The sequence below is a fragment of the Neptuniibacter sp. QD48_55 genome, assembly GCF_047778115.1.
Lineage (GTDB): Bacteria > Pseudomonadota > Gammaproteobacteria > Pseudomonadales > Balneatricaceae > Neptuniibacter.
The window spans coordinates 1,038,898-1,064,769 of record NZ_CP180555.1 but is presented as its reverse complement, the minus strand read 5'-3'; the positions used below and the strand labels follow the sequence as shown (position 1 = coordinate 1,064,769).

The following is a 25,872-nucleotide window of genomic DNA, read 5'->3' as shown; positions in this document are numbered from 1 at the left end:
GCTATATAAGTATTTGTATTATTACGGCCAATTTAAAATATTCTTGAGTAGACGATTGGAGTGACTGCACTTCCGCTGCTAGAATATTGCGAAATTTAAAGGCAACCCTCTACCAAAGTAAGGGCATCCATTGAACAACCATAGCGCCACAAAACACCCAATGGCAAACCGTTTTCGCGGTTTTCTACCTGTCGTAGTCGATGTTGAAACAGCTGGCTTCAATGCCCGCACCGACGCGCTACTTGAAATCGCAGCCGTCACTCTGACTATGGATGAAAACGGCTTTCTCATTATCGACAAAAGCTTCGAAGCTCAAGTAGAACCTTTTGAAGGCGCAAACCTTGAACAATCCGCCTTGGATTTCACTGGCATCGATCCCTACGATCCAGATCGTGAAGCGGTGCCTGAAAGAGAAGCACTAGAAGAAATCTTCCGCGCTGTTCGCAAATCGCTTAAAGCGCACGATTGCAAACGCGCTGTTTTAGTTGGCCATAACGCATCTTTCGATCAAAGCTTTGTAAATGCTGCTTCAAATCGAGAAGATATAAAACGCAATCCATTCCACCCTTTCTCAACTTTCGACACAGCCACACTGGCAGGACTAGCATTTGGCCAAACTGTTCTTGCGAAAGCTTGCCAAGTTGCAGGTATCGAGTTTGATGGTAAGCAGGCGCACTCCGCACTTTACGACACGATGAAAACAGCAGAGCTATTTTGCATTATCGTAAACCGCTGGAAAGAGCTTGGCGGATGGGACATGGTTGCTCAATATGATGATTACGAATAATTCCATGTAATCACCAATATCCAGACACAAAAAAACCCGCTATTTAGCGGGTTTTTTATTAGCAATAAGATTGCAGAAGATTACAGATTGTCTGCTTCTTCAGATAGGTACTTAGCAACACCTTCTGGAGATGCATCCATACCTTTATCACCTTGGTTCCAACCAGCTGGGCAAACTTCGCCGTGCTCTTGGTGGAATGCAAGTGCATCAACCATACGAAGCATTTCATCAACGTTACGACCTAGTGGTAGATCGTTAACAACTTGATGACGTACTAGACCGTCTTCGTCGATAAGGAAAGAACCACGGAAAGCAACACCGCCTTCAGATTCAACATCGTAAGACTGGCAGATGCTGTGAGTCATATCTGCAACTAGCGTGTAGTTTACTGCACCGATACCGCCTTCGTTTACCGGCGTGTTACGCCATGCGTTGTGAGAGAAGTGAGAATCGATAGAAACACCGATCACTTCAACGTTACGCTTTTTGAACTCTTCGATACGGTGATCAAAAGCTAACAGCTCAGAAGGACAAACGAATGTGAAGTCCAGTGGGTAGAAGAATACTACCGCTTTTTTGCCTTTAGTTGCTTCAGACAGTGTAAAAGCGTCAACGATTTCGCCGTTACCTAGTACTGCTGGTGCTGTAAAGTCAGGAGCCTGTTTGCCTACAAGTACGCCCATTGTGCTATTTCTCCATTAAAATGCTATCTAGCGTTTAGGTTTTTTATGATAGAAAAGACCGCTACAAAATCAAGCAATAATCTATCTAAATTACTCTGCGCTTTGCTCTTCTGAACCCGCTGCTGCTTCTTTGATCACTTCAGCTAGTTCACCGTTTTCTGACATCTCACAAATAATGTCACAACCACCAATCAACTCACCTTTAACCCAAAGCTGAGGGAATGTTGGCCAGTTTGCATATTTTGGTAGTTCTGCACGGATCTCTGGATTTTCCAGAATATTTACAAAAGCAAAACGCTCACCACAAGCCATCACAGCTTCTGAAGCACGTGAAGAGAAGCCACACTGAGGGAAACGAGGTGTTCCCTTCATGTAAAGAAGAATGTCATTACCTTCAATCTGCTCTTTGATGGTATCAATTACGCTCATTCATACACCTATAAAATACTTTATGTAGGATGCACAACCGTTTTGTGCTGTGGTGAACAATGTACCACATATCCGACCATTTTACTCTGACAATGTATATTTGCTTTTCTTTATAGAGTTAATAAAAAAAATTAATTAGCCATTCGAAGCAACTCACACAAGGTCAATCATCCATTTGCCTAGACAACACAAATTTATCCAGCAAAACGGTTGCGAAAAACCACAAAGCTGCCTATTATTCGTCCTTTAAATGGCAGCTTTGGCTGCCTTTTTGCGTTGTAGGGAAGATAAAAATAATGGCTGTAGAATCGATTATGACTACCTACAACCGGTTGTCCGTAGCGTTCGAACGCGGAGAAGGCAGCTGGTTGTATGATACTGACGGAAATAAATACCTTGATGCGTTAAGCGGTATAGCTGTATGCGGTCTGGGCCACTCGCACCCAGCAGTGACTCATGCGATTTGCGATCAAGCTAGCAACCTATTGCATACGTCTAATCTGTATACCATTCCAAATCAGCAGCAACTTGCCGACCGCCTAACTAACATTTCCGGCATGGATAATGTTTTTTTCGGTAACTCAGGTGCTGAGGCAAATGAAGCAGCGATTAAGCTTGCTCGCCGTTACGGTCATGTCGTTCGCAACATCGAAAATCCTGCAATCATCGTTATGGAAAACTCTTTCCACGGTCGCACGATGGCTACATTAAGCGCAACCGGTAACCGCGCAGCTCAAGCAGGCTTTGAGCCTCTAGTAAGCGGCTTTGTACGCGCACCTTTCAACGATATCGAAGCCATCAAAACAATTGCAGCCAACAACCCTAATATAGTTGCAATTCTTGCCGAACCGATTCAAGGCGAAGCAGGTATCAATATACCGGCTGATGATTACCTTAATCAGTTACGTGATATCTGTGATGCTAACGAATGGCTATTAATGTTAGACGAGGTTCAAACAGGTAATGGCCGTTCTGGTAAATACTTTGCTTACCAGCATAACGATATTTTGCCGGACGTAGTAACTACAGCTAAAGGGTTGGGTAATGGCGTTCCAATTGGTGCCTGCCTAGCAAGCGGCAAAGCAGCTGGCATTTTGATCGCCGGCACTCACGGCTCCACTTACGGTGGCAACCCGCTTTCTTGTGCAGCAGCATTAGCTGTTGTGAATACAATCATCGATGAAAACCTATGTGATCGTGCAACTGAATTAGGCAACCGTATTACTTCAGGTTTAGAAGAACAGCTTGGCCATACTGATTATGTAGAAGAGATTCGCAACAAAGGCCTATTGATCGCAATCCAGCTCAGTGAAGCAGGTACTGAATTAGCCGTTCTTTCAAAGATAAAAGGTATTCTTCTTAACATTACTGGTGGCGGTAAAGTAGTACGCCTACTACCACCATTAACCATGACAGATAGCGAAGCTGATCTATTAGTTAACACGCTATCTCAAATTATTCGCGTATATGCGGCTGATGAGCGCGATCCAATCAGCCAAGACTCGAGCCCTGCAGACGAACGTAGAGAACAATGAGTACAAGACACTTTTTAACCCTACTCGATTTATCTCCTGAAGAACTACGCACTCTAGTTAAACGCGCGAGTGAGCTGAAGGCGATTCGCAATCGCGGTGAAGTTTACGAACCGCTAAAAAATAAAGTGATGTCGATGATTTTTGAAAAATCATCGACTCGTACCCGTGTTTCTTTTGAAGCCGGTATGGCACAGTTTGGTGGTCATGCGATGTTCCTATCGCCTCGTGATACCCAGCTTGGCCGTGGTGAACCGATCAGCGACAGCGCTAAAGTAATCTCAAGCATGGTTGATGTGGTTATGATCCGCACATTCAGCCACCAGCTTGTAGAAGAGTTTGCTGCCAATTCCTCTGTACCGGTAATCAACGCTCTAACTGATGAATATCACCCGTGCCAGTTACTGGCTGATATGCAGACTTACTTCGAACATCGCGGCGATATTCAAGGCAAAACGGTGACTTGGATCGGTGATGGCAACAACATGTGCCACTCCTATATCAATGCAGCACGCCAGTTTGATTTCAAACTGAATATCGCTTGCCCAGAAGGCTTCGACCCAGATATGGATCTAGTCGAAACCAATAAAGATCGCGTATTTATTACTCGCTCTCCAGAGGAAGCAGTAACTGGTAGCGACCTAATTGTAACTGATGTTTGGGCATCTATGGGTCAGGAAGAGGAACAAAAAGAGCGCGAAGAAAAATTCGCAGGCTTCCAGGTTTCTCCGGAATTGATGGATAAAGCCAATAAAGACGCTCTATTCATGCACTGCCTTCCAGCTCATCGTGGCGAAGAGATCAGTGTCGATATGCTTGAAGATCCGCGCTCAGTTGTCTTCGATGAGGCAGAAAACCGCCTTCACGCACAAAAAGCTCTGCTAGAGTTTCTTCTTGTAAAATAGCAATCCGACAACAGGTAAGCAGTGAATTTACTGCTTACCTGCTCTTTATCGCTCGAGCGTACTATACTGCCTATTACCGTGGTTAAATGAGCCTGAACGGAGAAGGAATCGATGATTGAACTGCGCCACCTGAAAACACTATCTGCCTTAAGAGATGCAGGCAGCTTGGTCGAAGCAGCAGAACGCGTCCATTTGACTCAATCAGCTCTTTCCCATCAGATCAAAGACCTCGAAGATCGCCTAAATTGCTCTCTGTTTATCCGTAAAACTAAGCCTATTTGCTTCACTAGTGCAGGCCAGCGCCTACTTACACTAGCGGATGAAATACTCCCGATGATACGTAATACCGAACGCGACATAGGACGATTGGCAGGCGGCGAAGCTGGGCGTTTAAACCTGTGCATTGAATGCCATAGCTGTTTCGATTGGCTAATGCCAACAATCGACCACTTCCGTCAGCATTGGCCAGAAGTAGAACTAGACCTTTCAAGCGGCTTTAGCTTTCAACCGCTACCAGCCTTGGCTCGCGGTGATTTAGATTTAGTGATTACAGCGGACCCTGAGCCACGTAATGGTATAGCTTACATACCGCTGTTCACTTACGAATCGCGTTTGGCGATCAGTAAGCAGCATCGTTTAATGGCACGACGCTTTATCCACCCAGAGGATATCGCTCAAGAAACGTTGATTACCTATCCTGTAGAGCCTCAACGCTTAGATATCTTTAACCACTTCCTAGATGAAGCTGGTGTTGAGCCTGCCGCAATACGCACAGCAGAATTAACTGTCATGATGATGCAGTTGATTGCTAGCGGTCGCGGTGTAGCCGCCCTACCCAACTGGGCTATGCACGAGTATATTCAGCGAGATTACATCGTATCCAAACCTTTAGGCGAAAAAGGTGTTTGGTGTACGCTTTACGCCGCGATCCGTGAAGATCAAAAAGACGCCGAGTTTATGGTGGATTTCCTTAACACCGCAAAAGATGTATCCTTCCGTAATCTAACGGGTATAAAGACAGCTTAATTCCCTTTATACTGATCGAAACATTTTGAGAATACACGAAGTTTTACAGTGAATAACGCACCTGCGAGTTTCCTAAAACAACTATCAGCAGACACGTCTGCTCTTGCCTTTTATTCTCAGTCCTACTTTATCTAGGTCTGTGGGTTTAGTGCTACCTGCACATAACTGACAGGCCGTATCACATCTTTAGTTTCAGCAAGCATTACTTGCCCATTTACCCAGATTATTCGCCCTACAGCCCAAAACACCTATAAGTGCTGTAAGGAAGCAGGAAAGACACATGACTACAAAGATTTGGACTCCTTCAAGCTGGAGAGATAAACCCATTGTTCAGCAGCCACAATACCCTGATGCAGCTGCGCTAAACAAAGCCGAAAACACCCTATCCCAAATGCCACCATTGGTATTTGCTGGTGAGATCAATCAACTAAAAACCGATCTAGCACAAGTAGCGCAAGGCAAAGCATTTCTGCTTCAAGGCGGTGATTGCGCAGAGAGCTTCAGCGAATTCAACGCCGACAAAATCCGAGATACGTTCAAAGTTTTGATGCAGATGGCCATTGTTATGACCTTCTCTGCTAGCTGCCCTGTTGTTAAGGTTGGACGTATCGCAGGACAATATGCGAAACCACGATCTAGCGATATGGAATCAGCTAACGGTATTGAACTGCCTAGTTACCGTGGCGATATAGTCAACGGTATTGAATTCACTGAATCCGCTAGACAGGCAGATCCTGAACGCCTAGTAACTGCTTACCATCAAGCAGCATCCACACTGAATTTGCTTCGCGCTTTTTCTCGTGGCGGCTTTGCTGATCTCCAACAAGTCCACGCTTGGAACCAAAGCTTTGTGACTAATAGTCCGCTGAGTAACAAGTACCAAGATTTAGCGGATCAGATCGATCAAACTATGCGCTTCATGGAAGCTTGCGGTATTACGGCACAAAACACGCCTCAACTTCATGAAACATCCCTATACACATCTCATGAAGCCCTATTGCTTGGCTATGAAGAAGCACTAACTCGCCAAGATAGCCTATCGGGCAACTGGTATGACTGTTCTGCACACATGCTATGGATTGGCGATCGTACACGCCAGCCAGATCATGCCCATGTAGAGTTCCTTCGTGGTGTTAAAAACCCAATTGGCGTTAAAGTCGGCCCAAGCACCCAAATTGAAGATCTAGAAAAGCTTCTAGAAACGCTAAACCCAGAAAACGAAGCAGGTCGTATTACGCTGATTGCCCGCATGGGCGCAGATAAGATCACAGAATGCCTACCTAGCCTTGTACGTGCCGTAAAAGCTTCTGGTCAGCAAGTCATTTGGAGCTCTGACCCAATGCATGGCAATACAATCAAAGCTTCAAGCGGTTATAAAACTCGTAGCGTTGACTCCATTCTTCGTGAAATGAAAGGCTTCTTCGAAGTTCACAAAGCAGAAGGCACTCACGCCGGTGGCGTACACTTCGAAATGACCGGCCAGAATGTGACAGAATGCATTGGCGGCGCTTACATGATTAGTGAACAAGATTTAGGGGATCGCTACCATACCCATTGCGACCCACGCTTAAACGGCGAGCAAGCATTAGAACTCGCCTTCTTAATTGCTGATACCTTAAAAGCAGCCAGAGCTTAATCTGGCCTCTGATGAACAAAAAAGCCCGTCCAATAAATGACGGGCTTTTTACTATCTCACGGGTTAGAAGGTTTAATTTTCCAACAACCCTTTCAGCACAATACTGCGATAACTTACTACGCCTAGAACACGGCCTTTATCAATCACTGGCGCATGGGCTAAACCAAAGTTTTCAAACAAACGCGTGCAGTAACGAATGTCCATATGAGGGTCAACGGAGATAACGGGCTTCGCCATCACTTCGTAAACATTCACACGCTCAGGAGAGCGATCTTTCGCAACGACTTTCTTTGCTATATCCGACAGTAATAACAAACCAAATTCATCGTCATCGTTACGCTTATTGATGATCAATACACGCGCATCTTGCTCTTGGAAGATTTTCAATGCCTCACTGACTGTCATTAAGCCATCAACCATAGCGAACTCATCAGTCATAACATCGCAGGTCCTTACAACTTTACGCTGTGTAGTCATAGCTCTTCCTCCACAATATTGGCTAATTTGGCAACTTGATGAGATATCCCAACAGCATCTTCGACATCAAGCTGAATTGCGATACCACGCCCAGGCTTTTCATCAAGCTCGCCCACTTCTGATATGGTTTCTAAGATTTTTCTGCTGAGATGCTCTTCCACAATAAAAAGTAAAACATCACGCTGAGTTTCCAAGGTTAAGCCGAAGAAGGTAGTTGATTTATCAATCCCTTCGCCACGCGCATTATTGATAACTGTTGCGCCAGTAGCCCCCGCTTCACGCGCAGCTTTCATTACATCATCAGTTTTTGAATCTTCTACAAACACTACTAACAGTTTGAAATGCATATCTGCCTCTTTTGTCAGCCAGTTGCTCTCGCACGTTTAGTGCGAAATTCAGAAATTTGTGCGTACGCCATTACCGTTATCATTGGGAATAAACTAGCAAAGGCAATTAAACCAAAACCATCAATCAGAGCACTTCGGCCAGGAACTGTTTCAGCCAAACCAAGCCCCAGAGCCGCCACAAGGGGCACCGTTACCGTCGACGTTGTGACCCCACCCGAGTCATAGGCCAAAGGCACAATCATCTTGGGTGCAAAGCAGGTCTGGATAACAACAACGATATAACCTGCGATAATAAACCAGTGAATAGGGTAGCCTGTAACAATTCGCCAAGTGCCCAAAGAGATACCGACAGCAACGCCTATAGCAACCGCTATGCGCAGCCCCCAGACACCAATTGCACCACCGGAAACCTCATTCGCTTTAATGGCCACTGCAATCAGAGAAGGCTCAGCAATGGTGGTACTCGCTCCAATCGCGAAGGCAAAGATATACACCCAGAAGTAATCTTGCCATTGCAAGGCGTCTGCAACCGAACCACTCCAGCTACGTATAAACTCTGGATCGGTCAACTGCTCAGCCATTAAGCGCCCTATTGGAAATAAAGCTTTTTCTAACCCCAACAGGAACAAGGCCAAACCAACAATTACATAAGCAAAACCAATCAACACCTTACGCAGGTTCGCAATACGCCGTCGAATTACAGCAATCTGAAAACCAAAGATAATGACTGCAATTGGAATCACATCTTTAATTGTAGTCAGGGTAATCTCGATAAATTGCGACAACAGTTCCATTTAGATCACCATCCCATAAGCCATAACAAAGATCATGGGTGTTAACGAAGCAAAGGCGATCAAACCGAAACCATCTATCATTGGGTTTCTCCCCTCAATAGATGAAGCCAAACCGACACCTAATGCTGTCACTAAAGGAACTGTAATTGTAGAGGTAGTCACGCCACCAGAATCATAGGCTATCCCGATGATTTCACGCGGCGCAAAAGCGGTCATAATCACTACGAGCATATAACCCGCAATAATCATATATTGAATCGACCAGCCTTTAAGGATACGTAACACCCCCAAAACAATGGCTAAACCAACAGAAAAAGCGACTGTATAACGAAGACCAGAAGCGTAGCTAAGCTGAGATTGCTCAGTCGCGTCAATCATCCCGCCCGTGGCAGCAACCTTCGCCGCCTCCGCTGCTACAGCAATGAGCGCGGGCTCCGCCACAGTGGTGCCAAACCCTAGACAAAAGGCAAAAGCTAACAGCCAAAACACACTGCCTTTGCGTGCAAAAGCATGCGCCATGCTCTCCCCTATTGGGAAAAGCCCCATTTCTAGGCCATAGATAAAGAAAGTTAAGCCCGCGACAACACATAACAAACCCGTGACCAAACCAAAGAAATCTGGAACCGACTGCTGCAATACCACAATTTGGAAAAATGCGATCACTAAGACAATAGGCGCCAAATCTCTCAAGCTACCTAACATGGATCGACCTAAAGCAAGAACACCTGCGTGCAACTTAGTTATCCCCTTGAATATTAAGGATTAATAATATCTAAATTACGAGGTATAGGGGTCAGTGTAAAGGATCTAAATCAAAACACGGGATAAGAATGTCCTAGTTAACAGAACAAAATATAAAACTAGTTGAAGGACCTATTAAATAGCATTAAAAGATAGAAAAAAACAGGGGCCCTAAGGCCCCTGCGTTCTCAAGCGGGAAAATGCTTAAAGAAGATTGATTGGGTAATCCAAGATCAAACGGATATCGTTTACACGACCAATACCCTGAATTACGTCACCGTTCACGTGAGATACGCGAAGCTGTACGCTTAGATCTTTCGCTTTACCACTTTGTACAGTGTATTTAGCGTCGAAGTTAGTTTCATGACGCTTACCGTCTGTACCACCAGCGTAGTCAACATCCCAAGACTGAGTGTGACGCGCCATTAGATGAAGACCTGGAAGAGATGGCATATCGTAATCTACACGGAACTGTAGAGATTGCTCATCATCAGCATCGAAGTCTAGTAGCTGAACCGCACCATAAGTAAAGTACTGAGAGTCATCGTTACGCTCAGTGCCGCTGCCGTCCCACTTGATGTTGTAACCATCGTCACCACCAACAGTCTGGTAGTTCACAGTGTACGCCCAGTCACCTTTAGCGAAACGAGCAGTCAAGCTAGTTAGGTTACTGTCGTAATCAGCCAACAGGATACCGTCGTCAGAACCACGCATGTGGCGCGCGTCTAGTGTTACATCGTACTCACCCATCTTAGTTGGGTAAGCTACGTTGAACCAAGACTGCTTCTTGTAATCGTCTGCAACAGCGTGCTGAACTTCAATGCTCGCACCGTTAGCAAATTTGTAAGTACCACCTACGGAAGTGATGTCGTAGTCTTCACCGTTCGCTTCATACTTCTGGAAACCTTCGTCAGTGTTGCGAGAAGCTTCGTCAGAGTAGAATGCATATAGGCTCAGGTTGTCTAGAGCGATGTCACCGTAGATAGCTTGTGTGCTTGGTGCAGAAAGACGAGACTGAAGATCGTTCAGTAGTGGCGTCATCATTACCATGCGACCTGCACGGATGTTTACATTATCCAGAGGTTTCAGTTTAACATATAGATTCTCAACCGCAGTGTAGCCTTTACCGCCAGTCGCCAACACGTCAGAAGTGTTAACTGTCTTGTCGTCTTCTAAAGCTACAACTTCAGTAACAGTTGCATCAAAACCAACGAAGCCACCAAAGTATGGAGAAGCAACGTCTAGTTTGAACGCTTGACCAGCAGCAATAGTGTCTGGGATACCCTGATCAAAATCACGGTTCATGTAGAAAGTACGTAAACCTAAATCAACTTTAAAACCGTCATTTTGCGCTTCAGCCGCGATGCTGGAGCCGCTAGCTACTGCACCGAATGCCAGAGCCGCTACGCTTAGTTTTTTCTGAAACATAATAATGTAACAAACCTGAGTTATTATTTGCGAAGGTGGCTATTTTAAGAAAATAAAGGCAGGATTTTTCTTTGTAATTTTCAGGTTTGCAGGGTTTAACGCTCAAAACTGGTACGTTCGCAGAGGAATCCATCAAAAATGACAATTTTCGTCATTTTAATATCATTTTCGCTGGTGTTTTTTAGGTTAATACACCATGAAGGGTGGAACTTTTTCTAACTTTTACAGTCCTTCGCAGCATCATATAACGCTTTCAAAGCGCATCTAACTATTCTTCTCGCCAATCAGTCATACCATATTTCGAAAGTATTTCCTGTAACTGACTGCTCTTGCGTAATCGCTCTATTCCATCGGAAAGAATCTGAGCGTATTCCTGAGACTCATCTATAACCGGAGAAAAAGCGATGTAGGACTTTTCAAATTCCTTTGCACTACCCGCGACTTTAAATTGATCAGCCTTATTTAGTAGATTCGCGGTGTACCAAAAAACAGGTTCAGCTTCGACCAGCATATCGATCCGCTTTAAAGAAAGCATCTGTATACCTCGATGAAGGGGCTGCTCGCTTCCTAACATAGTCACACTATCGGAGCTATTATTCTGAATATAATCCCGCAATTCATCGCCATAATCGTAACCACTAATAGCAGCTAGTTGATGGCCTTGAAGCGATTCGACCCCTTGATACTGCCAATTCGAATCTTTATGTACAAAAAAGGTATTACCCAAAATTGCCAACTCTTGCTCAGGTAGAACAAACCCCGGCACATCGCCTTTAAAGGCGCCGACTACTGCATTGATATGTCCTTTCTTCGCTTCCTGAATAGCACGAGACCAGTTCATCTCTATGTACTGAACCTCTATCCCCTTCTCTGCAAAAACCTGAGTAGCCACCTCAATCATAAAACCGGGTAAAGGCGCGTTAGCTTCACAGTTAAAAGGACACCAACGATCTGCAGCGATCACGATTTTATCTGCAGAAAAACCTACAGATGCATTAAGCAACAAGAAAGCAGAGAGCAAATACCTAAAAATGAGAGACATAAGACTACCAGAAAAGACATATATCTAGATCAAATGATTATAACTACAGAAAGCTTCATATATAAGCCAACTTAGGGAGTATATTAGCTATATCATTTATTTTGCTTAATAGAGATCAATCAATGTTTTTTAATGGTTTACCTAACGATGAAGGTGATCGATGTATTTCGTATTCCATCATAAAAATGGCCCAAGGCCTAAAGCTGTCTGTTGTCGCAGAAGGGGTAGAAACCTTGGATCAGCTTAAATGGTTACAAGATCAAAACTGTGAATATATCCAAGGTTATTATTCTTCGCGCCCCTTACCATTAAAAGATGTAACACAACTCATCCATAGAGATGTAACTAAGTAGAGCGACCCAGCATAAAGCAGTGATGATATAAATGAGTTACTGTAACCTTTCAAAAACCTTGTTGACCTTTTCTTGCAAGGTGACCGCCGAGAAAGGCTTAATGATGTAGCCATTCACACCAGCCATCGCAGCCGCCGTTATCTGCTCTCTCTTCGATTCAGCGGTCACCATTAGCACTGGTATCTTTGATAATTGGGGTGCTTGGCGGATTTCTTTCAATAGTTCCAAGCCCGACATATGAGGCATATTCCAATCGGTCAGTACAAAATCAATATTACCCCCTTTCAGAATATTTAGAGCTTTCACTCCATCCTCGGCTTCAACAATATTATGAAAACCGATTTGCCCCAGCAACTGCCTAATGATCCGGCGCATCGTGGAAAAATCATCAACCACTAGAATTTTGATATTTTTTTGCACAGAAATTTTCTTACCTAATCTGATAACACCCTCTCAACACACGTCATTAGCTTAAGGAGCCTACGAACAAGTCCTATACGACTCAGGCTTATTCCTTGGCTCATACGACCAACTCAGTAGGTCAAAACGATACGAGAATTTAGGCGAGGGAGAATAATATCTTTAGAGAGGATTACAACTAAATTTTGATTAAAATTTTACCTATATTTTAACCAAAAATTCAAACACACAAAAAACCATAACCCATTGATTTGTAGTTAGTTGAAACACAAATATAAACAAATTTGACCTATTTTTACCTACAAGGTAAAAATATTCTTCCGTACTATGTACACCATAGATTAATGCAGCTTTGTCACAAGCAAGACTGTAATTTCCACGAAATCTCACAGGTTTCGTCCGGACAGATTTTAATAGAGCATCTTTATCAAAGGTGAACTCTGATTAACACTCAAATCTCAGGTTAAAGAACTCACTATGAAACATTGGTACCGTTATTCTTTTCAAAATGGATATACCCAAACAGTAATCTATCAAGCACGCCTTGCTGAAGATGGTACGAGCAATACAGCAGTAAAAGATGCGAGAGATCAAGCTAAAGCACCTGCTAGTAGCCCACTAGTATCGTTCAGTTATTTGGGCCACATGTCAGAGAGCTCATTTAAAGATTGCTACGGCATTACAGTGAGTTAAAGAAGCCGCGGCTACATCGTACTTATCAAAATCAATAACGCCTTTATGCATTTCTAGTGTCATGATCAATAAAATTTTTATCGTTTTTGTATTGAGCCTTTCTTTCACTTTCAATTACGCAAATGCCCAATACAGCGTACATCACCAATCAATAGTAAATATCTTTACAAGCGGATCCGAACCTCTCGTTGGTCAAGCCAGATGGGAGTCGCCCTATACGCTATTGATTGGATTACTAAGACAAAGACCCGAGGATAAAAAGTTCGCACGTTACGCATGTGAAAAAATTCTTAACTATGGAATAAGTCATCCCGCTCTCAAGGTAAGGGTGATTTATCTACCTAGGTTGATGTCGACGGGAAATATGGAGCTAATTTCCGAGTCTAGCTGCAGTTTATAAGAGCAAAGAGAATTACGAACTTTCATTCAAGAAAAACAACTACTAGGCTTACCTAAGGCTCAAGGGATATAGGTAGAACGTGGAAAAATCTGAATTAGAACAATTACAACAACGACTAAACCTGTTTGAAGCGATTGCAGATAACGCTTCGGCAGTTATTGGTGCGAAAGATTTAGATGGACGTTATCTCTATGTAAATCAGGAATATTCACGTTTATTCCACCAAGAAAAGCAGAGCTTCTGCGGAAAAACCGATCACGAATTATTCCCGCAAGATATTGCCACGGCTTTTAGACAAGCTGATTTAGAAGTTATCGAGAAAAACAAAGTCATTACCGTTGAAGAAAAAGCACCGGTAGATGGAAAAATTCGTGACTACCTTTCAATTAAATTCCCTATCTCTGATTCTGAAGGAAACTTATTTGCAACCGGATTAGTGGCCACTGATATTACAGAGCGGAAGGAAGCAGAGCAGGAAATTCTACGGCTATCGCGCTTAGATCATCTAACCCAAGTGGCCAATCGTTCGCGACTAGAACAACGATTAGAAGAAGCTATTGAAAAAGCTCAAGCAAATAAGCAACTAATCGGGGTAGCTATTATCGATTTAGATGAATTCAAGCCTGTAAATGACACATACGGTCATCATATTGGCGATTCAGTTTTGAGATTAATGGCTGAAAGGCTTGTAAACTCATGCCGTAGTTCGGATACAGTTGCACGTATAGGAGGCGATGAATTCGTCGTTGTTTTAGAGGATATTAAGTCAATGGAAGAGGCTATATCCTCAATCCAACGAAGCATTGAGACCCTAAACAACACCTATCGTATAGAATCACAAGCCATCAATCTTAGCGCGAGCGCCGGTATTGCTTTTTACCCCCAACATGGCTCTGAGATCATCCCTTTATTAAAAACAGCTGATACAGCGCTTTACAGAGCAAAGAAGCTAGGAAGGAATCAGCTCCAAGTAGCTTAGGCCATTAAGATTCAATTTATTAAAATGATTTATAATCAAAAGCCCGATCAACTGATCGGGCTCTAAAACCTATATGGTTTACGCTATCTCTTTTTCCTTTTGTTTAGGCTGAGAATCATCACCATCAGCAAATATGACCTCGTCTCCCGGATTGTGCTTACCCATCAGTTTCGGACGCTCAATCAAGAAGTACAAAATCAAGCCAATACCTACCGCATACACTGTAGATTTTGGATCAGGCATCGCTAGTGTTACCGCAACAATACCCGCAACACCACGCTCAGTAGGGTTCTTCAACTGCTCCATACCTACCATGATGCAGATATAAGCCGTCAGCACCAACGTTAGCGACAGTGCGATTGGCAATACAGGCTTAAACAGAGTCACTAGAGGTAAGATAAACAGCGCAACCAAACCCGTGATCCAGAACGTACCACCACCACTGTAGATAGAATCCATCGCTTTACGGCCCATCGCATAACGCTCAGCAACTGTCGCGTGTGCAGCAGTCCATAAAGGCCCTGCCAAACCCGGCCACGGTGCAAAGAAAGCGTGAATACCGTTACGGATCGCAGTTACTAAGTGAACGCGGTCTACGCTAGATTCGATCTTCTCATCGTCACGAATATGGTCAACACGATCTACCAAGGTAAAACCAACAATGATGTCACCAAAAGCGATTACGTAAGCAATAATGGCTGTCGGAATAGCTAATAAGAAAACATCTACATCAGGGAAACCAACCGCAAAGACAAGATACTCAGCCATCAAAGCAAAATCGGGTTGAGTGATGCCCCACTCAATTGCTGGCAGCGGATATTCACCCACAGACCAACCCACAACCATCGCAATCAACATACCCGGCACCATGCCGAAGTTTGCAATTTTCTTGGCTAATGGATTGGAATCAATCACGTTTTTAAACGATAGCGAGAACAACACATAAGCAGAAATAATAGAACCGACGATAAGAGAAACTGGTGTCGCATCAATTCGACCACCCACCTTAAGTTCACCCATCATCGCGGCAATACCTGCCCCAATGATAATCCCGGCTTTAAGGGAGTTAGGAATGACATTCACCAACTTAGAGCCCCAACCAGTTGCCCCTAAGATAAGGAAGATCAGTGTGACCTCAATCTGCAAAGCGAACATCGCTTTGATCGCTTCAGGACCAGGCTCAAAACCATTGAGGTAAAGAATAACGACAGGAATCGCCGGCGTAATCCAGCCCGGAACCAGAGGTACACCCAGTAAGGCAGGAAGAATATAACCAAGGCCAGCAATAAACGTGAAAGCAAGGGCAGCTTCATACGGCATACCCAAATACTTCTCCAGTAATGGAATCATTGCCAAACCTACAACGAACATCACCAAGCCCTGAATAATCTCCGGGGTCTCCAAACGGTAATGCACAAGCGGTAATCGAATTTTGAATGGCCCGAACCCCCAATAAGGATGCTCAGCTCCATGACTTCTTTTTATCAGTGCCATTTTATCCACCTTGCTGCGTTAATTTTGATCAGAAAACGTTCATCCTGACCTAGGTGGAGCCACCATAATTTGCTGCAACGCAGTAAGCGACATTAGAGTATTCTACTTTAGTAAAAAAACACCCCTAAAGTATTAGGGTTTTCCCCAATTAAAACAAAGCATTACAAATAAAAACAGAATGTTGCAAAAGGTTACAAATACATACAGATCTTTAATTTTCGGGTAAAAAGGCAGGGAGAATACGGGAATATTCGGCTTTTTTTTGGCGATGCAAAACAATAAAGATTGAATATCTGTCTTAGAAAGGGGCACAAATTAATATCAAAAACTTACTCTATAGCTGTAGGAAACCCCTCTTCGGTCAGCCAGTCAGCAGCATCTTGTAAGTTGTCAAAAGCAGCACGCACAAAACCATCCTGCTCAGAAACAATCATCTTATTTATAACAGCATGTTTCAGGGCAGAAGGCTGATATACATTCGCAGCTCTTTCAAGGCCATTTACGATACACCACTCGACTAACCGCTCAATGACTTCCGAAACCTCTAAGGTTCCTAACTCCCAGTCATTTAGGCAAACAATATGCCCCCATCCACCTGAAAAGTGCTGCGCTAATGCCATAAATTCCTTTTCAAACTCCTGCGCACATTCCATATTCCATGAGCCGCTTACTTTGGCAAATAAAGTCGTGCCTTCAACCCATAACTCGTAATGACCATGCGGGTTATAACCCATACTTCAGCTCGCTTAATATCTAATTCACTATCTCAATCATTATAGACAGGGTTGCAACAACGGATTTATGAGCTCGCTCAAGGATGGTATGCCGTAAAATGCAAAAAGCCCGCAACAAGTGCAGGCTTCTTTAAATCTTGGTAGGACTAAGCAGATTATACGTCGCTGCGCTCCTTCCCCTGCGGGGCTATCGTCGCAGGCTCAGATGTGGTCTTGCTTCGCTCGGCTCGACTGCCTTCGGCAGTTTTCATCTGCCGTCCTCCAGACACAAAAAAACCACCTTTAGGTGGTTTCTTAAGTCTGGTAGGACTAGGCAGATTCGAACTGCCGACCTCTACCATGTCAAGGTAGATTAAATACAACAAAGAAAAACAAACAAAAACAAGAAGTATTTTAAAATCAATACATTAACAACAAATCCATATAGAAAAAGTTTATCTATGTTTCTACTTATTGATTTGAATTAGTCACATTGTGGTCACACAAAATATATGCTTCCCAACTAATCATTTAACCTATTCGTCTGTTACCAAGCATCGCTCCATTGATATTAATAATACTGTAAACAATCACGATTGCTTTGCCATTTTTTACATATTTCCCAACTTTTCTGCAATGCTATAAAGGCTAGGCGTCAGAATTCATGCGGGATCCAACTAAATAAAATCACACCTTTATTGCGATTTTTAACCTTATTTATCAATAAGTTACAATTAAAATTGTTTGCTTTTGTTTCTTCTTGTGTATAGCCTGTAAAAAAGCCTAGTCGAGCAAGAAATGAACAAGTCAGCCAAAATCACTAACAAAAGCATTAGTGCATTCCACTCAAGTAACACCCTGCGCTCGGAGCTATGGGATATAGAGCTAAAAGGCTTTTATGCAATAAGACTAGGGACATGTACATCGTACAGATTCAAGTACAGGAACGAAGAAGGTAAACAAAGAACGATCACATTGGGCAAGTATCCAGCTCTCTCAGCTCAAGAAGCCCGTATGATTGCGAAGAAAGCAATTGGTGAAATCAGCAATGGTATTGACGTACTCGCAATTAGATCAGCAAACCGTGAAATAGCAGCAAGTAGTAAGTTTAAAAAGCTCGGTGCATTTCTTGATGGTCCTTATGCAGAGTACCAAAAGAGAAAGAAATCCGGTACCAGTACACTCGCAATTCTCAACAAACACTTTGAACCATGGCGAAAAAGCGACATACATCAGCTTACTCCAACTGATGTTAGGCACTGGCAATCTAAAAAAGAAACAGAAGGCTTACAATTTGCGACTCTGCAACGCACATTTGGTGCTTTGAAAACTTGTCTAAACCACGCTGTAAAACTGGATATTATTGAACAAAACCCACTATCCAAAGTACAACTCGATAAACCGTATATGCGTGAATTAGAGTTGTTATCTTCATCTCAAAACCGACGTTACCTTTCAGATGATGAAATCAAAGCCCTTTTCGCAGGAATAGCTGCTTATCAGAGTGAAAAGAGGCAGATGCGCCTTCGCAGCATACAACATGGCAAGAAGCACCTCCCGGACTTATCCGAAGTTCAATATGTTGACCATGTTGCTCCCTGGTTACTTACAATGTTTTACACAGGCTTTCGCCCCGGCGATCTTAACGGGCTTCGCTGGGAACATATATGTTTGCAGACCGGAAGAATAACGAAGGTTATTGAAAAAACAGCTCATCAGGCTTCCAGTCCTATGCACTTCCCTATTTCTTCTCAATTACAAAAAGTGCTAAAGGTCTGGCATTTTGAAAACGCTGAGCCAGTAACAGGATACGTTTTTCCAAGCCTTAGAACAGGCGGACGCCTGACCAAAGGGGCCCTCCAAAAACCTTGGAAGGCAATCAAAAAAGTATCAAACCTGCCTGATGAACTTGACTTGTATACCCTGAGACACAATTTTGCCTCCCAGCTTATTTTATCTGGTGCAGATCTCTTAACTGTTTCAAAGCTCATGGGACATACAAATATACAAACTACGATAGCCCACTATGGCCACCTCAATCCTGACCGTTCAAAAGCATACGTCGATGCTCTGGGCGAACAATTCTCACAACCAACGTAAATAATTACTGGAGACGTTTAAATGTCGCTTGATAAGTCTTATCTTCGAATGTTTTTCGAACCAACTGAAGATACCGGGCAAGGATGCAAGCAGGACAGAAACAATGACGCCCCGAACTCAATCGATCGGACTAGTCTTCTTCAAATAAGCCTATCTTATGGTCTACCCGCTGATGAAATTGCACGCGATCTTGGTTTCTACGCAGAACTAGAGTCTATGCAAGCTAGATCTATTAACGAGCTGATAAAAAAACATGAGAAGCTATACGATATTGAGAACAGATTACTAAGTCATCAGCCGAATATTCTAACGGACGTAAAGCGTGCTATTTCTAATGATGACAGTATCACCTTACCTCCGGTAAATCCTAAAAAAAAGCTAGCAATAAAGACCAACAGTCATCCACTAAAAAAACTGGTTTTCGATATTTCTACTAAGTACTTTGAAGATCATGGCAAACTACCAGATTTTAAGACTTTGATGAGGAAATTGAAGACTGCACAGCATGACATGGCGTATTCAGAATTATGCCTTGAAATCACTGACGAATACATTGAGTACGCAAATCCGGTCACTGGTAAGCTTTGTGCCCAAAGAAAACCCAAATCATTACAGAATCGTTATAGTGAATGGAGAAAAGAACTACTAACTTTGTTAGATAGCTCTTCTAACCCAAAATCCCACATCAAGCACTAGCTCCCAAGGAATTGGGAAATCCCAAATCGCCCTATTCCGGGAATAGGGCATGTTTTCATATCTCCAATCAATCAACAAAGAACTACTTGGAGATATAAATTGAAACGTTATACATCAAATGAAGCTGCTTTTTTCTTAGGGTATGCTGAATTTACGCTCAGAAAATCACGTATGGATGGTCTTCTAGCTGGAGTTAAAGCTCCCCCCTATCAAAAACAAGGCCACTCTGTTTTTTACTCCGAAAACGATCTGATTAAGTGGTTACGCCAATTTCCAAAACAGACGTTCACTCACCAATTTTCAGATGATGTAGAAAAAAACACTAACTTGGCTTCTGCCGCTGAAACAGACGGGAATTAACATGGGCACTTCTGATCGTAATATAAGAAAGCGCATCAATAAAAACTCACCTAAGTCCAATGCCATAAGACATAAAGGCTATTTTAAGTTCCCAGCTGTAATGCTGAATGCTCAAGATTTTTACACTCTTTCGCCTGCTGCTATCAAGCTTTTAGTGGACATAGGTGCACAATACAATGGATACAATAACGGCGATCTTCATTGCGCGCGCTCGATACTTAAAAAAAGAAATTGGACATCTAATTCTCAATTATCCAAAGCAAAGAAAGAACTTCTGGAAAAAGAGTGGATTGTTGAGACAAAAGCAGGAGGGTTTGGCATTGGCCCATCACTATACGCTATTACTTGGCAGCCTGTGGATGACTGTAACGGTAAACACTCACTAAGGCCTACCACTACCCCACTAAGGTCTTTCAAAGAAGAGCAGCCTTGATTTGGGCCCAATAACACCACTATGAGGGCTTGTCGAATAATTGATAGCCCTCTATTCAGCCATTATAGTCCCTTTGTTGGGGCTATAATCGGTACATTATCCCCTTGAACTGCACCGTATGGCGGGCACCTTTATATATATACCAAAAAGCGCACTTCATCCTGAAAAGTCATAAAAAGTCATAGAGTTGAATTAGAGGGCTCAATTCCGTCAGCTCATTTTCTGTAAAAGTTAAATACATAACTAATGCGCATATTGATCAAGGCACCACGTAAGCAAACAACACGACCTCTCAAGGTTTTCTTGTTGCTCTCTAAATTGATATGCCCACTTAATTCCGTGAAAGAAATTATTACGATAACGGAGAATTATAATTAGACAGCATGTAAGTTTGTTTGCTATAGCATTTTCATTACCCAAGAGTACATCCCGTACCAATTGCTTATGATCATTCGACCTTAAGTGCAAGTGCTCAAATCTATAACTAAACCTGTCATCCTCTACATAACGACCTTTAAAGTAATTCAGATGGGCATCGATCAAAGCATCATCAATACCCGGTCCGTTAACCCATTCTTGCGTTCTTTGTAGTATCTTTCTAGCGGAAGCATTTTCATCCAGTAGCTTAGCTTCGAAAAGAGACTAAACAAGGGAGAAGTTTGAAATTGCCTTTCTTTCATCGCTTGAAAGGTTTTCGTACCCCATCACTTTGTTTTCTAGATACTCTTCAACTTCCATTCTCAATTCGACTATTCCGGGATGTACTGACCAAACTGTCTGAAGTAAATAAGCACAATGTAATTTGCATGTGAACTAGCGCCTTGTATTGGCTATCTATTCATTTTTTACAAAGCAACGGCCAACCGTACTCGCTACGCCAAGCAGCCTCAATGGCATGCCTCCCAGTTTCGCTGCAAAGAAGATCCGTCAGATAATCTCTTTCTGTTTCAGTGAGTCCTGGAATTGTTTTAACCATACCAACATGAAAAACGGAAGCTGACCACTCAAAGGCAGATAGCGGGTATTTGTGTATGCCTAAAGCCCCCGTCCCATCAGAAATTTTGAAATGCGCTCTTAGGCGAGAAAATACTTGGCTTCGCTGCCCGTTATATAAAATGGGTAACCCATAATCGTGGCACAAATTACCAGACAGCAAAGAAGAATTAATCTGAGCCAACTCTGAAAAATTACAACCTGAATCAGGTAGATCATGCGGCTTCTGATACTCAAGTAACTTGTCACAAGTAACGCTAGATGAAAACCAGTAGACGCCTTCTTTATTATGCCAAAGTCCTTCGCTTTCATGATTTACCCACGATTCAAGAAAGCTATCCTCATCCCAATGCTTACGTGACCCAAACCTAAGAGTAGCTCTATTTTCCCAGACCAGTGTAGCTGCCTTTGAAAGCTTCAAAGTTCATCTCCTCTTCCAATAACCTTAACACTTCAATAGCAACGGAGCGTTACTGCGACCGTAGCATGCAATACACTTAGATCATTGAGTTGTCAGATGCGAATTCATTCATGGGAGAATTCCTGAATTTTCTCCGGTCTCCCCGAAACGTAGTGCTGTATTAGTATGTTCAGGTGCTCAAGATTCTTTGCAGATTCTTCCAAAATCTCCCTATATTCCTGGAAAAGGATGAGCTTTTCTTTGCTTTCTGGTTCTCTCAGTTGAAGCGTTTTGACCTTCGCTGCCTTTTCCTCGGCAGTTTTAATCTGTGCATCAATAGAAGACATCCAGTACAAAAGGACTGATACACCCTGATTTTGATTAGCATCAAGAACATCAACGACCTCGAACTGCAGTCCCTGAACGGCGGATGTGGGAAAAGCCATGATTGGTGCATCCGAGATTTGACCTTGAGCCACTAGTTTTAAATTTCGCTCAACCGAATCCAGTTTAAACCTCGCGAGCTCGCCATTATCGGAGATCACATTTTTTAAGATAGACCTTCTTCTGTAGAGTCTCCTGCGATCAGTTATGACCACAAGCAAGAATGCAGAAAAGGCGCCAATGAAAGCTGATACTGATGCATTGTCAAAAACATCAAACATAAAAACTTAACACCTATTCGACTGAGTCAGCCCTTATTAAGTCTTGCAGGCAATATTTTTTATATCGCTAGATTCGCACTATGCCAGTACCTGGAGTTCTTAAACTAGACAGCCAGGCTCTGATTTTCGATGAGTTTACTTCCTCAACTGGATAGCCTCGAACGTCAACTGTTTTTCTAGCTCCTGGACTAAATTCAGATGTCGTAACTAGTAATCCCATATCCGCTCCTTCTTCCAGAACATCTGCATATAGACCTTTGATTGTTACTTTATCAATTTTAGACTTTTGCCTTTTACATTGAATAATATATTTCGGATCTTCTGATTTTTCAGACCAAACCCTCACATCAACCCCATCATCATTTGAGCCTGGGCCTAATTCCACTTCATAGCCAAATTTTTCAAAACACTCGCAGACTAATTCTTCAAACTTTCGCCAGTGAATCACGCCGATTTTTTTGTAGTTAACAGATAAAAAGTCTATAAATCTCTGATCAAAAAAACTGCCATAAGTTACACTGGGTTGATACTTTGAAAAAAGATCTGACAAATCGAGTACATTACCCCACTCTCGCCACCTTTGACGACCATGAGGGCTTAGTTTCATCAACCGATCATTCTCACTAACAATTTTTAAAATTGCCTCTGCACCGCTAACGCCATATTTAGCATAAGCTTCATTAATCATATTGGTTGGATCTAAAGACTGAGCATTATTATTTTTTGCTAGCTCCATTTGTATAGCAATATGCCTGTGATAAATATCAAATACACCTTGAGAAAATTCATCACCTTTTAACTCTGTAAATTTTCTAGCCAACTCAAATATTTCAAATATCCCTTGATAAGGTCTATCAGTAGCCCCAATCTTATGTAGCACATCATAGTAGAGTTGATCATAGTCTTCCGATCTAATTCTAAGGCCATTTTTTTCAGACCTGAGAATCGTATCAGAGTGCCCATATTCAGAGACCAAATCACACATTTCTTCTACTGAAACAGCAATACCAGCTTTATAACCAATTACCTCATGTAAATGATCAGAAAAAGTTCCTGCGGCAAAAGTGATCGATCCCATCATTGGCTCCTTGGTACATAGCTCCTGAAGCAGCACGTGTTAGCTCATCCAGCGCGCTACCTTTCCTTGTTATATCTTTTTCCACAAGAGTGGATAACCTAATAGCACACAAGTAGCGCATAACCATGACTCTGTTTCCTTTTGATAGTCAAAGGTAAGGTTACCTTCTAAAAGGCTATCATCTGACTTCAAAAGAAAACTTTGACCAGAAATGCTAGCGACATACAGCGTATGAGTTTTGCTCTCCTTAATAAAAACCGCTTCTTTGTTTGAAATTGAAACAGTCGCTGTGTTGTCCGTAGACTCAAGAGTTACTTCTAAACCCTCTTGTTTAGAGCATCCCGCTAATAAAAATAGTGCCAGAAAAACTGAAAAGTACTTCATAAACTTCCTTAAGATTCAAGGCCATAGTGTGTCGCTAACAACCTTCGCCGTTTTATCTAAACTATTGCTCCGTAAACCTGAAACTGAGAATACTCAGCGTTGGGGTCATTCCTAAATTCTTTGTCATGCTTAGGATTCCAAAGAAGGGCCGCCATGAGTTAAATCAAGGTCTAGGCCATTCGTTATGATCTCTAACTTAGCTAATGAACTATCTTGAACGGCATCTATAAAACCATCTCTTTTATCACCATGACGACACCCTACAAGTTTATTCATAATATAATTCTCTAAGGTGACTCTATCTTTGCCGATTTTCAACTGCTCTCGTTTATCACCAATTCGCACCATTGGGGTAAGCTCCCCATCTTGTGGAGCTTCAATCACAATGTAATCTGTTGTATGACTAGACATTTTATTGCACTGACTAATCAGCCGGCTCAACTCTTGCTTTGGAAGCTGATCAGATTGACCATTCTTAGCTTGGCCAATAATCGCCTTAGAACATTCTTTTTCGACACCTAGTTTTTTAAATACAATGGCAAAATCTGCTCCATACTTTTTCTCCGCAGCTCCTGGCCCTCGATCATTAACTACGACTGTATGAAATTTAAATTCCAATGTTCCATGAGTTTTAGGATCTTTTATTGAACCGCTAAGACGCCCCATGACTGCCGCAACATATCCCGCTTCTTGTTGGTAGTTTTTCCTTTCGATACCTTGATGAGCATTTGTGATATGTCTAAAAACTTTTTTCAAGAATTTTTTATCTCTCAAATGAACCTCTTATCTTAATCAGAAAAAACATCCGCATATAACACACGAAGTACTAACATCACTTTAGACTCACTTGTTAAAACGCATATACATAAACTGGACCACACAACGCAATAAAAAATAGAATGTATGGCACTATATAGTTCGCAAAACTTGGATAACGAAAACAGCACTCAGTGTACGTCCAAAAGCGCAAACAATGACCTTCAAAATCATCAAGAAAAATTTCGCCTTTATCGTCATCTTTTCGGTTTGACCAAGAAATTATCTTTCCCGTTCTTTGATCCCTAACCACACTAGATGCATAGCAGTATTTTATGCCAAATTTACCGTCCTCCCTGACCATACCATGAATATGGTAACCCTCATCCTCGTCTTTAATAATGGATTGCCCTAGCTTTTTACTAGCGTATGCCGATAAATAGTTTTTCTTGTAATAGTTATATATTTCGTTTTCGAAGCCGTCTAAAAAGCTACTCGAATGCTTCTGCCAATAGCGATAGAAAAACCAAAAATGGAGAATCCAAGCAATTGCAGCTAAGATTTTTGGCTCATTAAAAGTAACATTAATAACCTGAAGACGGATTTCACTTTCAGCAAAACTTCCGCCAGCATAAAAATAGATAATAAAGGCCATAGAAGTGACCATAAAATTTCTTCTTTCTGAATCCGAGTCTTGAATTGCCATGATTATTGTTTAAGGTTCTAACACTTAACTTATAGTAAGGAACCAGCGACGATCCGCTAGTGCTATTTGTTATAAAATAATTTACTTTTTCTTACCGCTCCCAGGAGCACCACCTTGAAGAGGAGGAGCACCTGATATTAATTTATTCCCAAAATCATTGACGGCATTATTACGTTCGATTCTCCGACGGTTTGCTGAATCACGCTTAGCAGAACTGCTTGTGCGAGGCACTTTTTGTTCTTTAGCCGCTATATCCGCACGTAGCTTTTTAATTATTTGATATGCTTGCTCAAAAGGAATCCCTTTCTCTTTAGATAGAGCCCTTGCTTTCTCTTTAATTTTCATTTCTTCATATAGCTTCATCTTGTCCATAAATCACCATATGTACAACGCTGCGTTCTAGGGAAGGCTGAAACGAAGCG

30 protein-coding genes are annotated in these 25,872 nt (G+C 42.4%); 12 read left to right on the top strand and 18 right to left on the bottom strand.

The genetic code is table 11. From position 1 onward, the window contains the following. Positions 1–160: 160 nt before the first annotated feature. Positions 161–787: a ribonuclease T gene (rnt, locus tag ACMXYW_RS04785; protein WP_415896197.1), complete on the top strand. Its 627-nt coding sequence runs from the start codon at positions 161–163 to the stop codon at positions 785–787. A gap of 80 nt (positions 788–867) precedes the next feature. Here the strand turns inward: rnt and ACMXYW_RS04780 are convergent, their stop codons facing one another. Together ACMXYW_RS04780 and grxD are read right to left on the bottom strand one after the other, a co-directional pair. Then, positions 868–1,470: a peroxiredoxin gene (locus tag ACMXYW_RS04780; protein ID WP_415905411.1), complete on the bottom strand. Its 603-nt coding sequence runs from the start codon at positions 1,468–1,470 to the stop codon at positions 868–870. Between the two features lie 90 nt (positions 1,471–1,560). Further along, a complete protein-coding gene (gene grxD, locus ACMXYW_RS04775) occupies positions 1,561–1,899 on the bottom strand; it encodes a Grx4 family monothiol glutaredoxin (RefSeq protein ID WP_415900451.1) in 339 nt (112 codons plus the stop codon). Between the two features lie 296 nt (positions 1,900–2,195). On the opposite strand from grxD, the gene ACMXYW_RS04770 reads away from it, so the two are divergent. The 4 genes from ACMXYW_RS04770 to ACMXYW_RS04755 all read left to right on the top strand — a co-directional run bounded on the left by ACMXYW_RS04770 (position 2,196) and on the right by ACMXYW_RS04755 (position 6,998). Continuing rightward, positions 2,196–3,434: an aspartate aminotransferase family protein gene (locus ACMXYW_RS04770; protein ID WP_415905410.1), complete on the top strand. Its 1,239-nt coding sequence runs from the start codon at positions 2,196–2,198 to the stop codon at positions 3,432–3,434. Further along, positions 3,431–4,336, top strand: coding sequence for an ornithine carbamoyltransferase (gene argF / locus ACMXYW_RS04765; protein WP_415905408.1), 906 nt, complete (start codon positions 3,431–3,433; stop codon positions 4,334–4,336). The genes ACMXYW_RS04770 and argF overlap by 4 nt, the downstream gene beginning before the upstream one ends. 111 nt (positions 4,337–4,447) lie before the next feature. After that, the gene (locus tag ACMXYW_RS04760) at positions 4,448–5,362 is read left to right on the top strand and encodes a LysR family transcriptional regulator (protein WP_415881872.1); all 915 of its coding nucleotides are present in this window, start codon (positions 4,448–4,450) and stop codon (positions 5,360–5,362) included. Positions 5,363–5,642: 280 nt separating this feature from the next. Further along, positions 5,643–6,998 carry a class II 3-deoxy-7-phosphoheptulonate synthase gene (locus ACMXYW_RS04755; protein WP_415905407.1) on the top strand — a complete coding sequence of 452 codons (1,356 nt, stop codon included), beginning with the start codon at positions 5,643–5,645 and terminating at the stop codon, positions 6,996–6,998. A 72-nt stretch (positions 6,999–7,070) separates the two neighbouring features. On the opposite strand, the gene ACMXYW_RS04750 is transcribed toward ACMXYW_RS04755, so the two are convergent. The 6 genes from ACMXYW_RS04750 to ACMXYW_RS04725 form a co-directional block, all read right to left on the bottom strand. Further along, positions 7,071–7,475, bottom strand: a complete 405-nt coding sequence (locus ACMXYW_RS04750; RefSeq protein ID WP_415892140.1) for a CBS domain-containing protein — start codon at positions 7,473–7,475, stop codon at positions 7,071–7,073. Beyond that, entirely contained in the window at positions 7,472–7,822 is a 351-nt protein-coding gene (locus ACMXYW_RS04745; RefSeq protein WP_415900446.1) for a P-II family nitrogen regulator, read from the bottom strand. Before ACMXYW_RS04745 ends, ACMXYW_RS04750 begins: the two co-directional genes overlap by 4 nt. Before the next feature lie 14 nt (positions 7,823–7,836). Continuing rightward, positions 7,837–8,616, bottom strand: a complete 780-nt coding sequence (locus ACMXYW_RS04740; RefSeq protein WP_415892142.1) for a DUF1538 domain-containing protein — start codon at positions 8,614–8,616, stop codon at positions 7,837–7,839. Then, positions 8,617–9,318, bottom strand: a complete 702-nt coding sequence (locus ACMXYW_RS04735; protein WP_415898248.1) for a DUF1538 family protein — start codon at positions 9,316–9,318, stop codon at positions 8,617–8,619. Positions 9,319–9,561: 243 nt separating this feature from the next. Then, positions 9,562–10,785: an OprD family outer membrane porin gene (locus tag ACMXYW_RS04730; protein ID WP_415887377.1), complete on the bottom strand. Its 1,224-nt coding sequence runs from the start codon at positions 10,783–10,785 to the stop codon at positions 9,562–9,564. Between the two features lie 268 nt (positions 10,786–11,053). Then, positions 11,054–11,827 carry a substrate-binding periplasmic protein gene (locus tag ACMXYW_RS04725; RefSeq protein ID WP_415905406.1) on the bottom strand — a complete coding sequence of 258 codons (774 nt, stop codon included), beginning with the start codon at positions 11,825–11,827 and terminating at the stop codon, positions 11,054–11,056. A 122-nt stretch (positions 11,828–11,949) separates the two neighbouring features. Between ACMXYW_RS04725 and ACMXYW_RS04720 the strand changes: the two genes are divergently transcribed. Next, positions 11,950–12,180, top strand: a complete 231-nt coding sequence (locus tag ACMXYW_RS04720) for an EAL domain-containing protein (protein WP_415905405.1) — start codon at positions 11,950–11,952, stop codon at positions 12,178–12,180. A 36-nt stretch (positions 12,181–12,216) separates the two neighbouring features. On the opposite strand, the gene ACMXYW_RS04715 is transcribed toward ACMXYW_RS04720, so the two are convergent. Further along, entirely contained in the window at positions 12,217–12,600 is a 384-nt protein-coding gene (locus tag ACMXYW_RS04715; RefSeq protein ID WP_415900442.1) for a chemotaxis response regulator CheY, read from the bottom strand. A gap of 477 nt (positions 12,601–13,077) precedes the next feature. On the opposite strand from ACMXYW_RS04715, the gene ACMXYW_RS04710 reads away from it, so the two are divergent. Further along, entirely contained in the window at positions 13,078–13,293 is a 216-nt protein-coding gene (locus ACMXYW_RS04710) for a hypothetical protein (RefSeq protein ID WP_415900441.1), read from the top strand. Between the two features lie 479 nt (positions 13,294–13,772). After that, positions 13,773–14,672: a diguanylate cyclase domain-containing protein gene (locus ACMXYW_RS04705; protein WP_415905404.1), complete on the top strand. Its 900-nt coding sequence runs from the start codon at positions 13,773–13,775 to the stop codon at positions 14,670–14,672. A 78-nt stretch (positions 14,673–14,750) separates the two neighbouring features. On the opposite strand, the gene ACMXYW_RS04700 is transcribed toward ACMXYW_RS04705, so the two are convergent. Together ACMXYW_RS04700 and ACMXYW_RS04695 are read right to left on the bottom strand one after the other, a co-directional pair. Next, positions 14,751–16,166 carry a xanthine/uracil/vitamin C permease gene (locus ACMXYW_RS04700; protein WP_415905403.1) on the bottom strand — a complete coding sequence of 472 codons (1,416 nt, stop codon included), beginning with the start codon at positions 16,164–16,166 and terminating at the stop codon, positions 14,751–14,753. Between the two features lie 329 nt (positions 16,167–16,495). Further along, positions 16,496–16,900: a hypothetical protein gene (locus tag ACMXYW_RS04695; RefSeq protein WP_415905402.1), complete on the bottom strand. Its 405-nt coding sequence runs from the start codon at positions 16,898–16,900 to the stop codon at positions 16,496–16,498. Positions 16,901–17,677: 777 nt separating this feature from the next. Here ACMXYW_RS04695 and ACMXYW_RS04690 point away from each other — a divergent pair. The 4 genes from ACMXYW_RS04690 to ACMXYW_RS04675 all read left to right on the top strand — a co-directional run bounded on the left by ACMXYW_RS04690 (position 17,678) and on the right by ACMXYW_RS04675 (position 20,468). After that, positions 17,678–18,979 (top strand): tyrosine-type recombinase/integrase, encoded by a 1,302-nt coding sequence (locus ACMXYW_RS04690; RefSeq protein ID WP_415905401.1) that lies wholly within the window; start codon positions 17,678–17,680, stop codon positions 18,977–18,979. 21 nt (positions 18,980–19,000) lie between these two features. Continuing rightward, positions 19,001–19,675, top strand: a complete 675-nt coding sequence (locus ACMXYW_RS04685) for a hypothetical protein (RefSeq protein ID WP_415905400.1) — start codon at positions 19,001–19,003, stop codon at positions 19,673–19,675. Between the two features lie 99 nt (positions 19,676–19,774). Continuing rightward, positions 19,775–20,035, top strand: coding sequence for a hypothetical protein (locus ACMXYW_RS04680; protein ID WP_415905399.1), 261 nt, complete (start codon positions 19,775–19,777; stop codon positions 20,033–20,035). A gap of 1 nt (position 20,036) precedes the next feature. Next, on the top strand, positions 20,037–20,468 hold the full coding sequence (locus ACMXYW_RS04675) for a hypothetical protein (RefSeq protein ID WP_415905398.1): 432 nt from the start codon (positions 20,037–20,039) through the stop codon (positions 20,466–20,468). Positions 20,469–21,306: 838 nt separating this feature from the next. Here the strand turns inward: ACMXYW_RS04675 and ACMXYW_RS04670 are convergent. From ACMXYW_RS04670 to ACMXYW_RS04640, 7 genes are all read right to left on the bottom strand, one after another. Further along, the gene (locus ACMXYW_RS04670; protein WP_415905397.1) at positions 21,307–21,882 is read right to left on the bottom strand and encodes a hypothetical protein; all 576 of its coding nucleotides are present in this window, start codon (positions 21,880–21,882) and stop codon (positions 21,307–21,309) included. Positions 21,883–21,986: 104 nt separating this feature from the next. After that, positions 21,987–22,526, bottom strand: coding sequence for a hypothetical protein (locus ACMXYW_RS04665; protein ID WP_415905396.1), 540 nt, complete (start codon positions 22,524–22,526; stop codon positions 21,987–21,989). A 67-nt stretch (positions 22,527–22,593) separates the two neighbouring features. Next, positions 22,594–23,604 (bottom strand): restriction endonuclease, encoded by a 1,011-nt coding sequence (locus ACMXYW_RS04660; protein WP_415905395.1) that lies wholly within the window; start codon positions 23,602–23,604, stop codon positions 22,594–22,596. A 69-nt stretch (positions 23,605–23,673) separates the two neighbouring features. Further along, positions 23,674–23,988 carry a hypothetical protein gene (locus ACMXYW_RS04655; protein WP_415905394.1) on the bottom strand — a complete coding sequence of 105 codons (315 nt, stop codon included), beginning with the start codon at positions 23,986–23,988 and terminating at the stop codon, positions 23,674–23,676. Positions 23,989–24,117: 129 nt separating this feature from the next. Then, entirely contained in the window at positions 24,118–24,762 is a 645-nt protein-coding gene (locus tag ACMXYW_RS04650; protein ID WP_415905393.1) for a hypothetical protein, read from the bottom strand. 76 nt (positions 24,763–24,838) lie between these two features. Next, entirely contained in the window at positions 24,839–25,450 is a 612-nt protein-coding gene (locus ACMXYW_RS04645; RefSeq protein WP_415905392.1) for a hypothetical protein, read from the bottom strand. 81 nt (positions 25,451–25,531) lie between these two features. Then, entirely contained in the window at positions 25,532–25,822 is a 291-nt protein-coding gene (locus ACMXYW_RS04640; RefSeq protein ID WP_415905391.1) for a hypothetical protein, read from the bottom strand. Positions 25,823–25,872 lie beyond the last annotated feature (50 nt).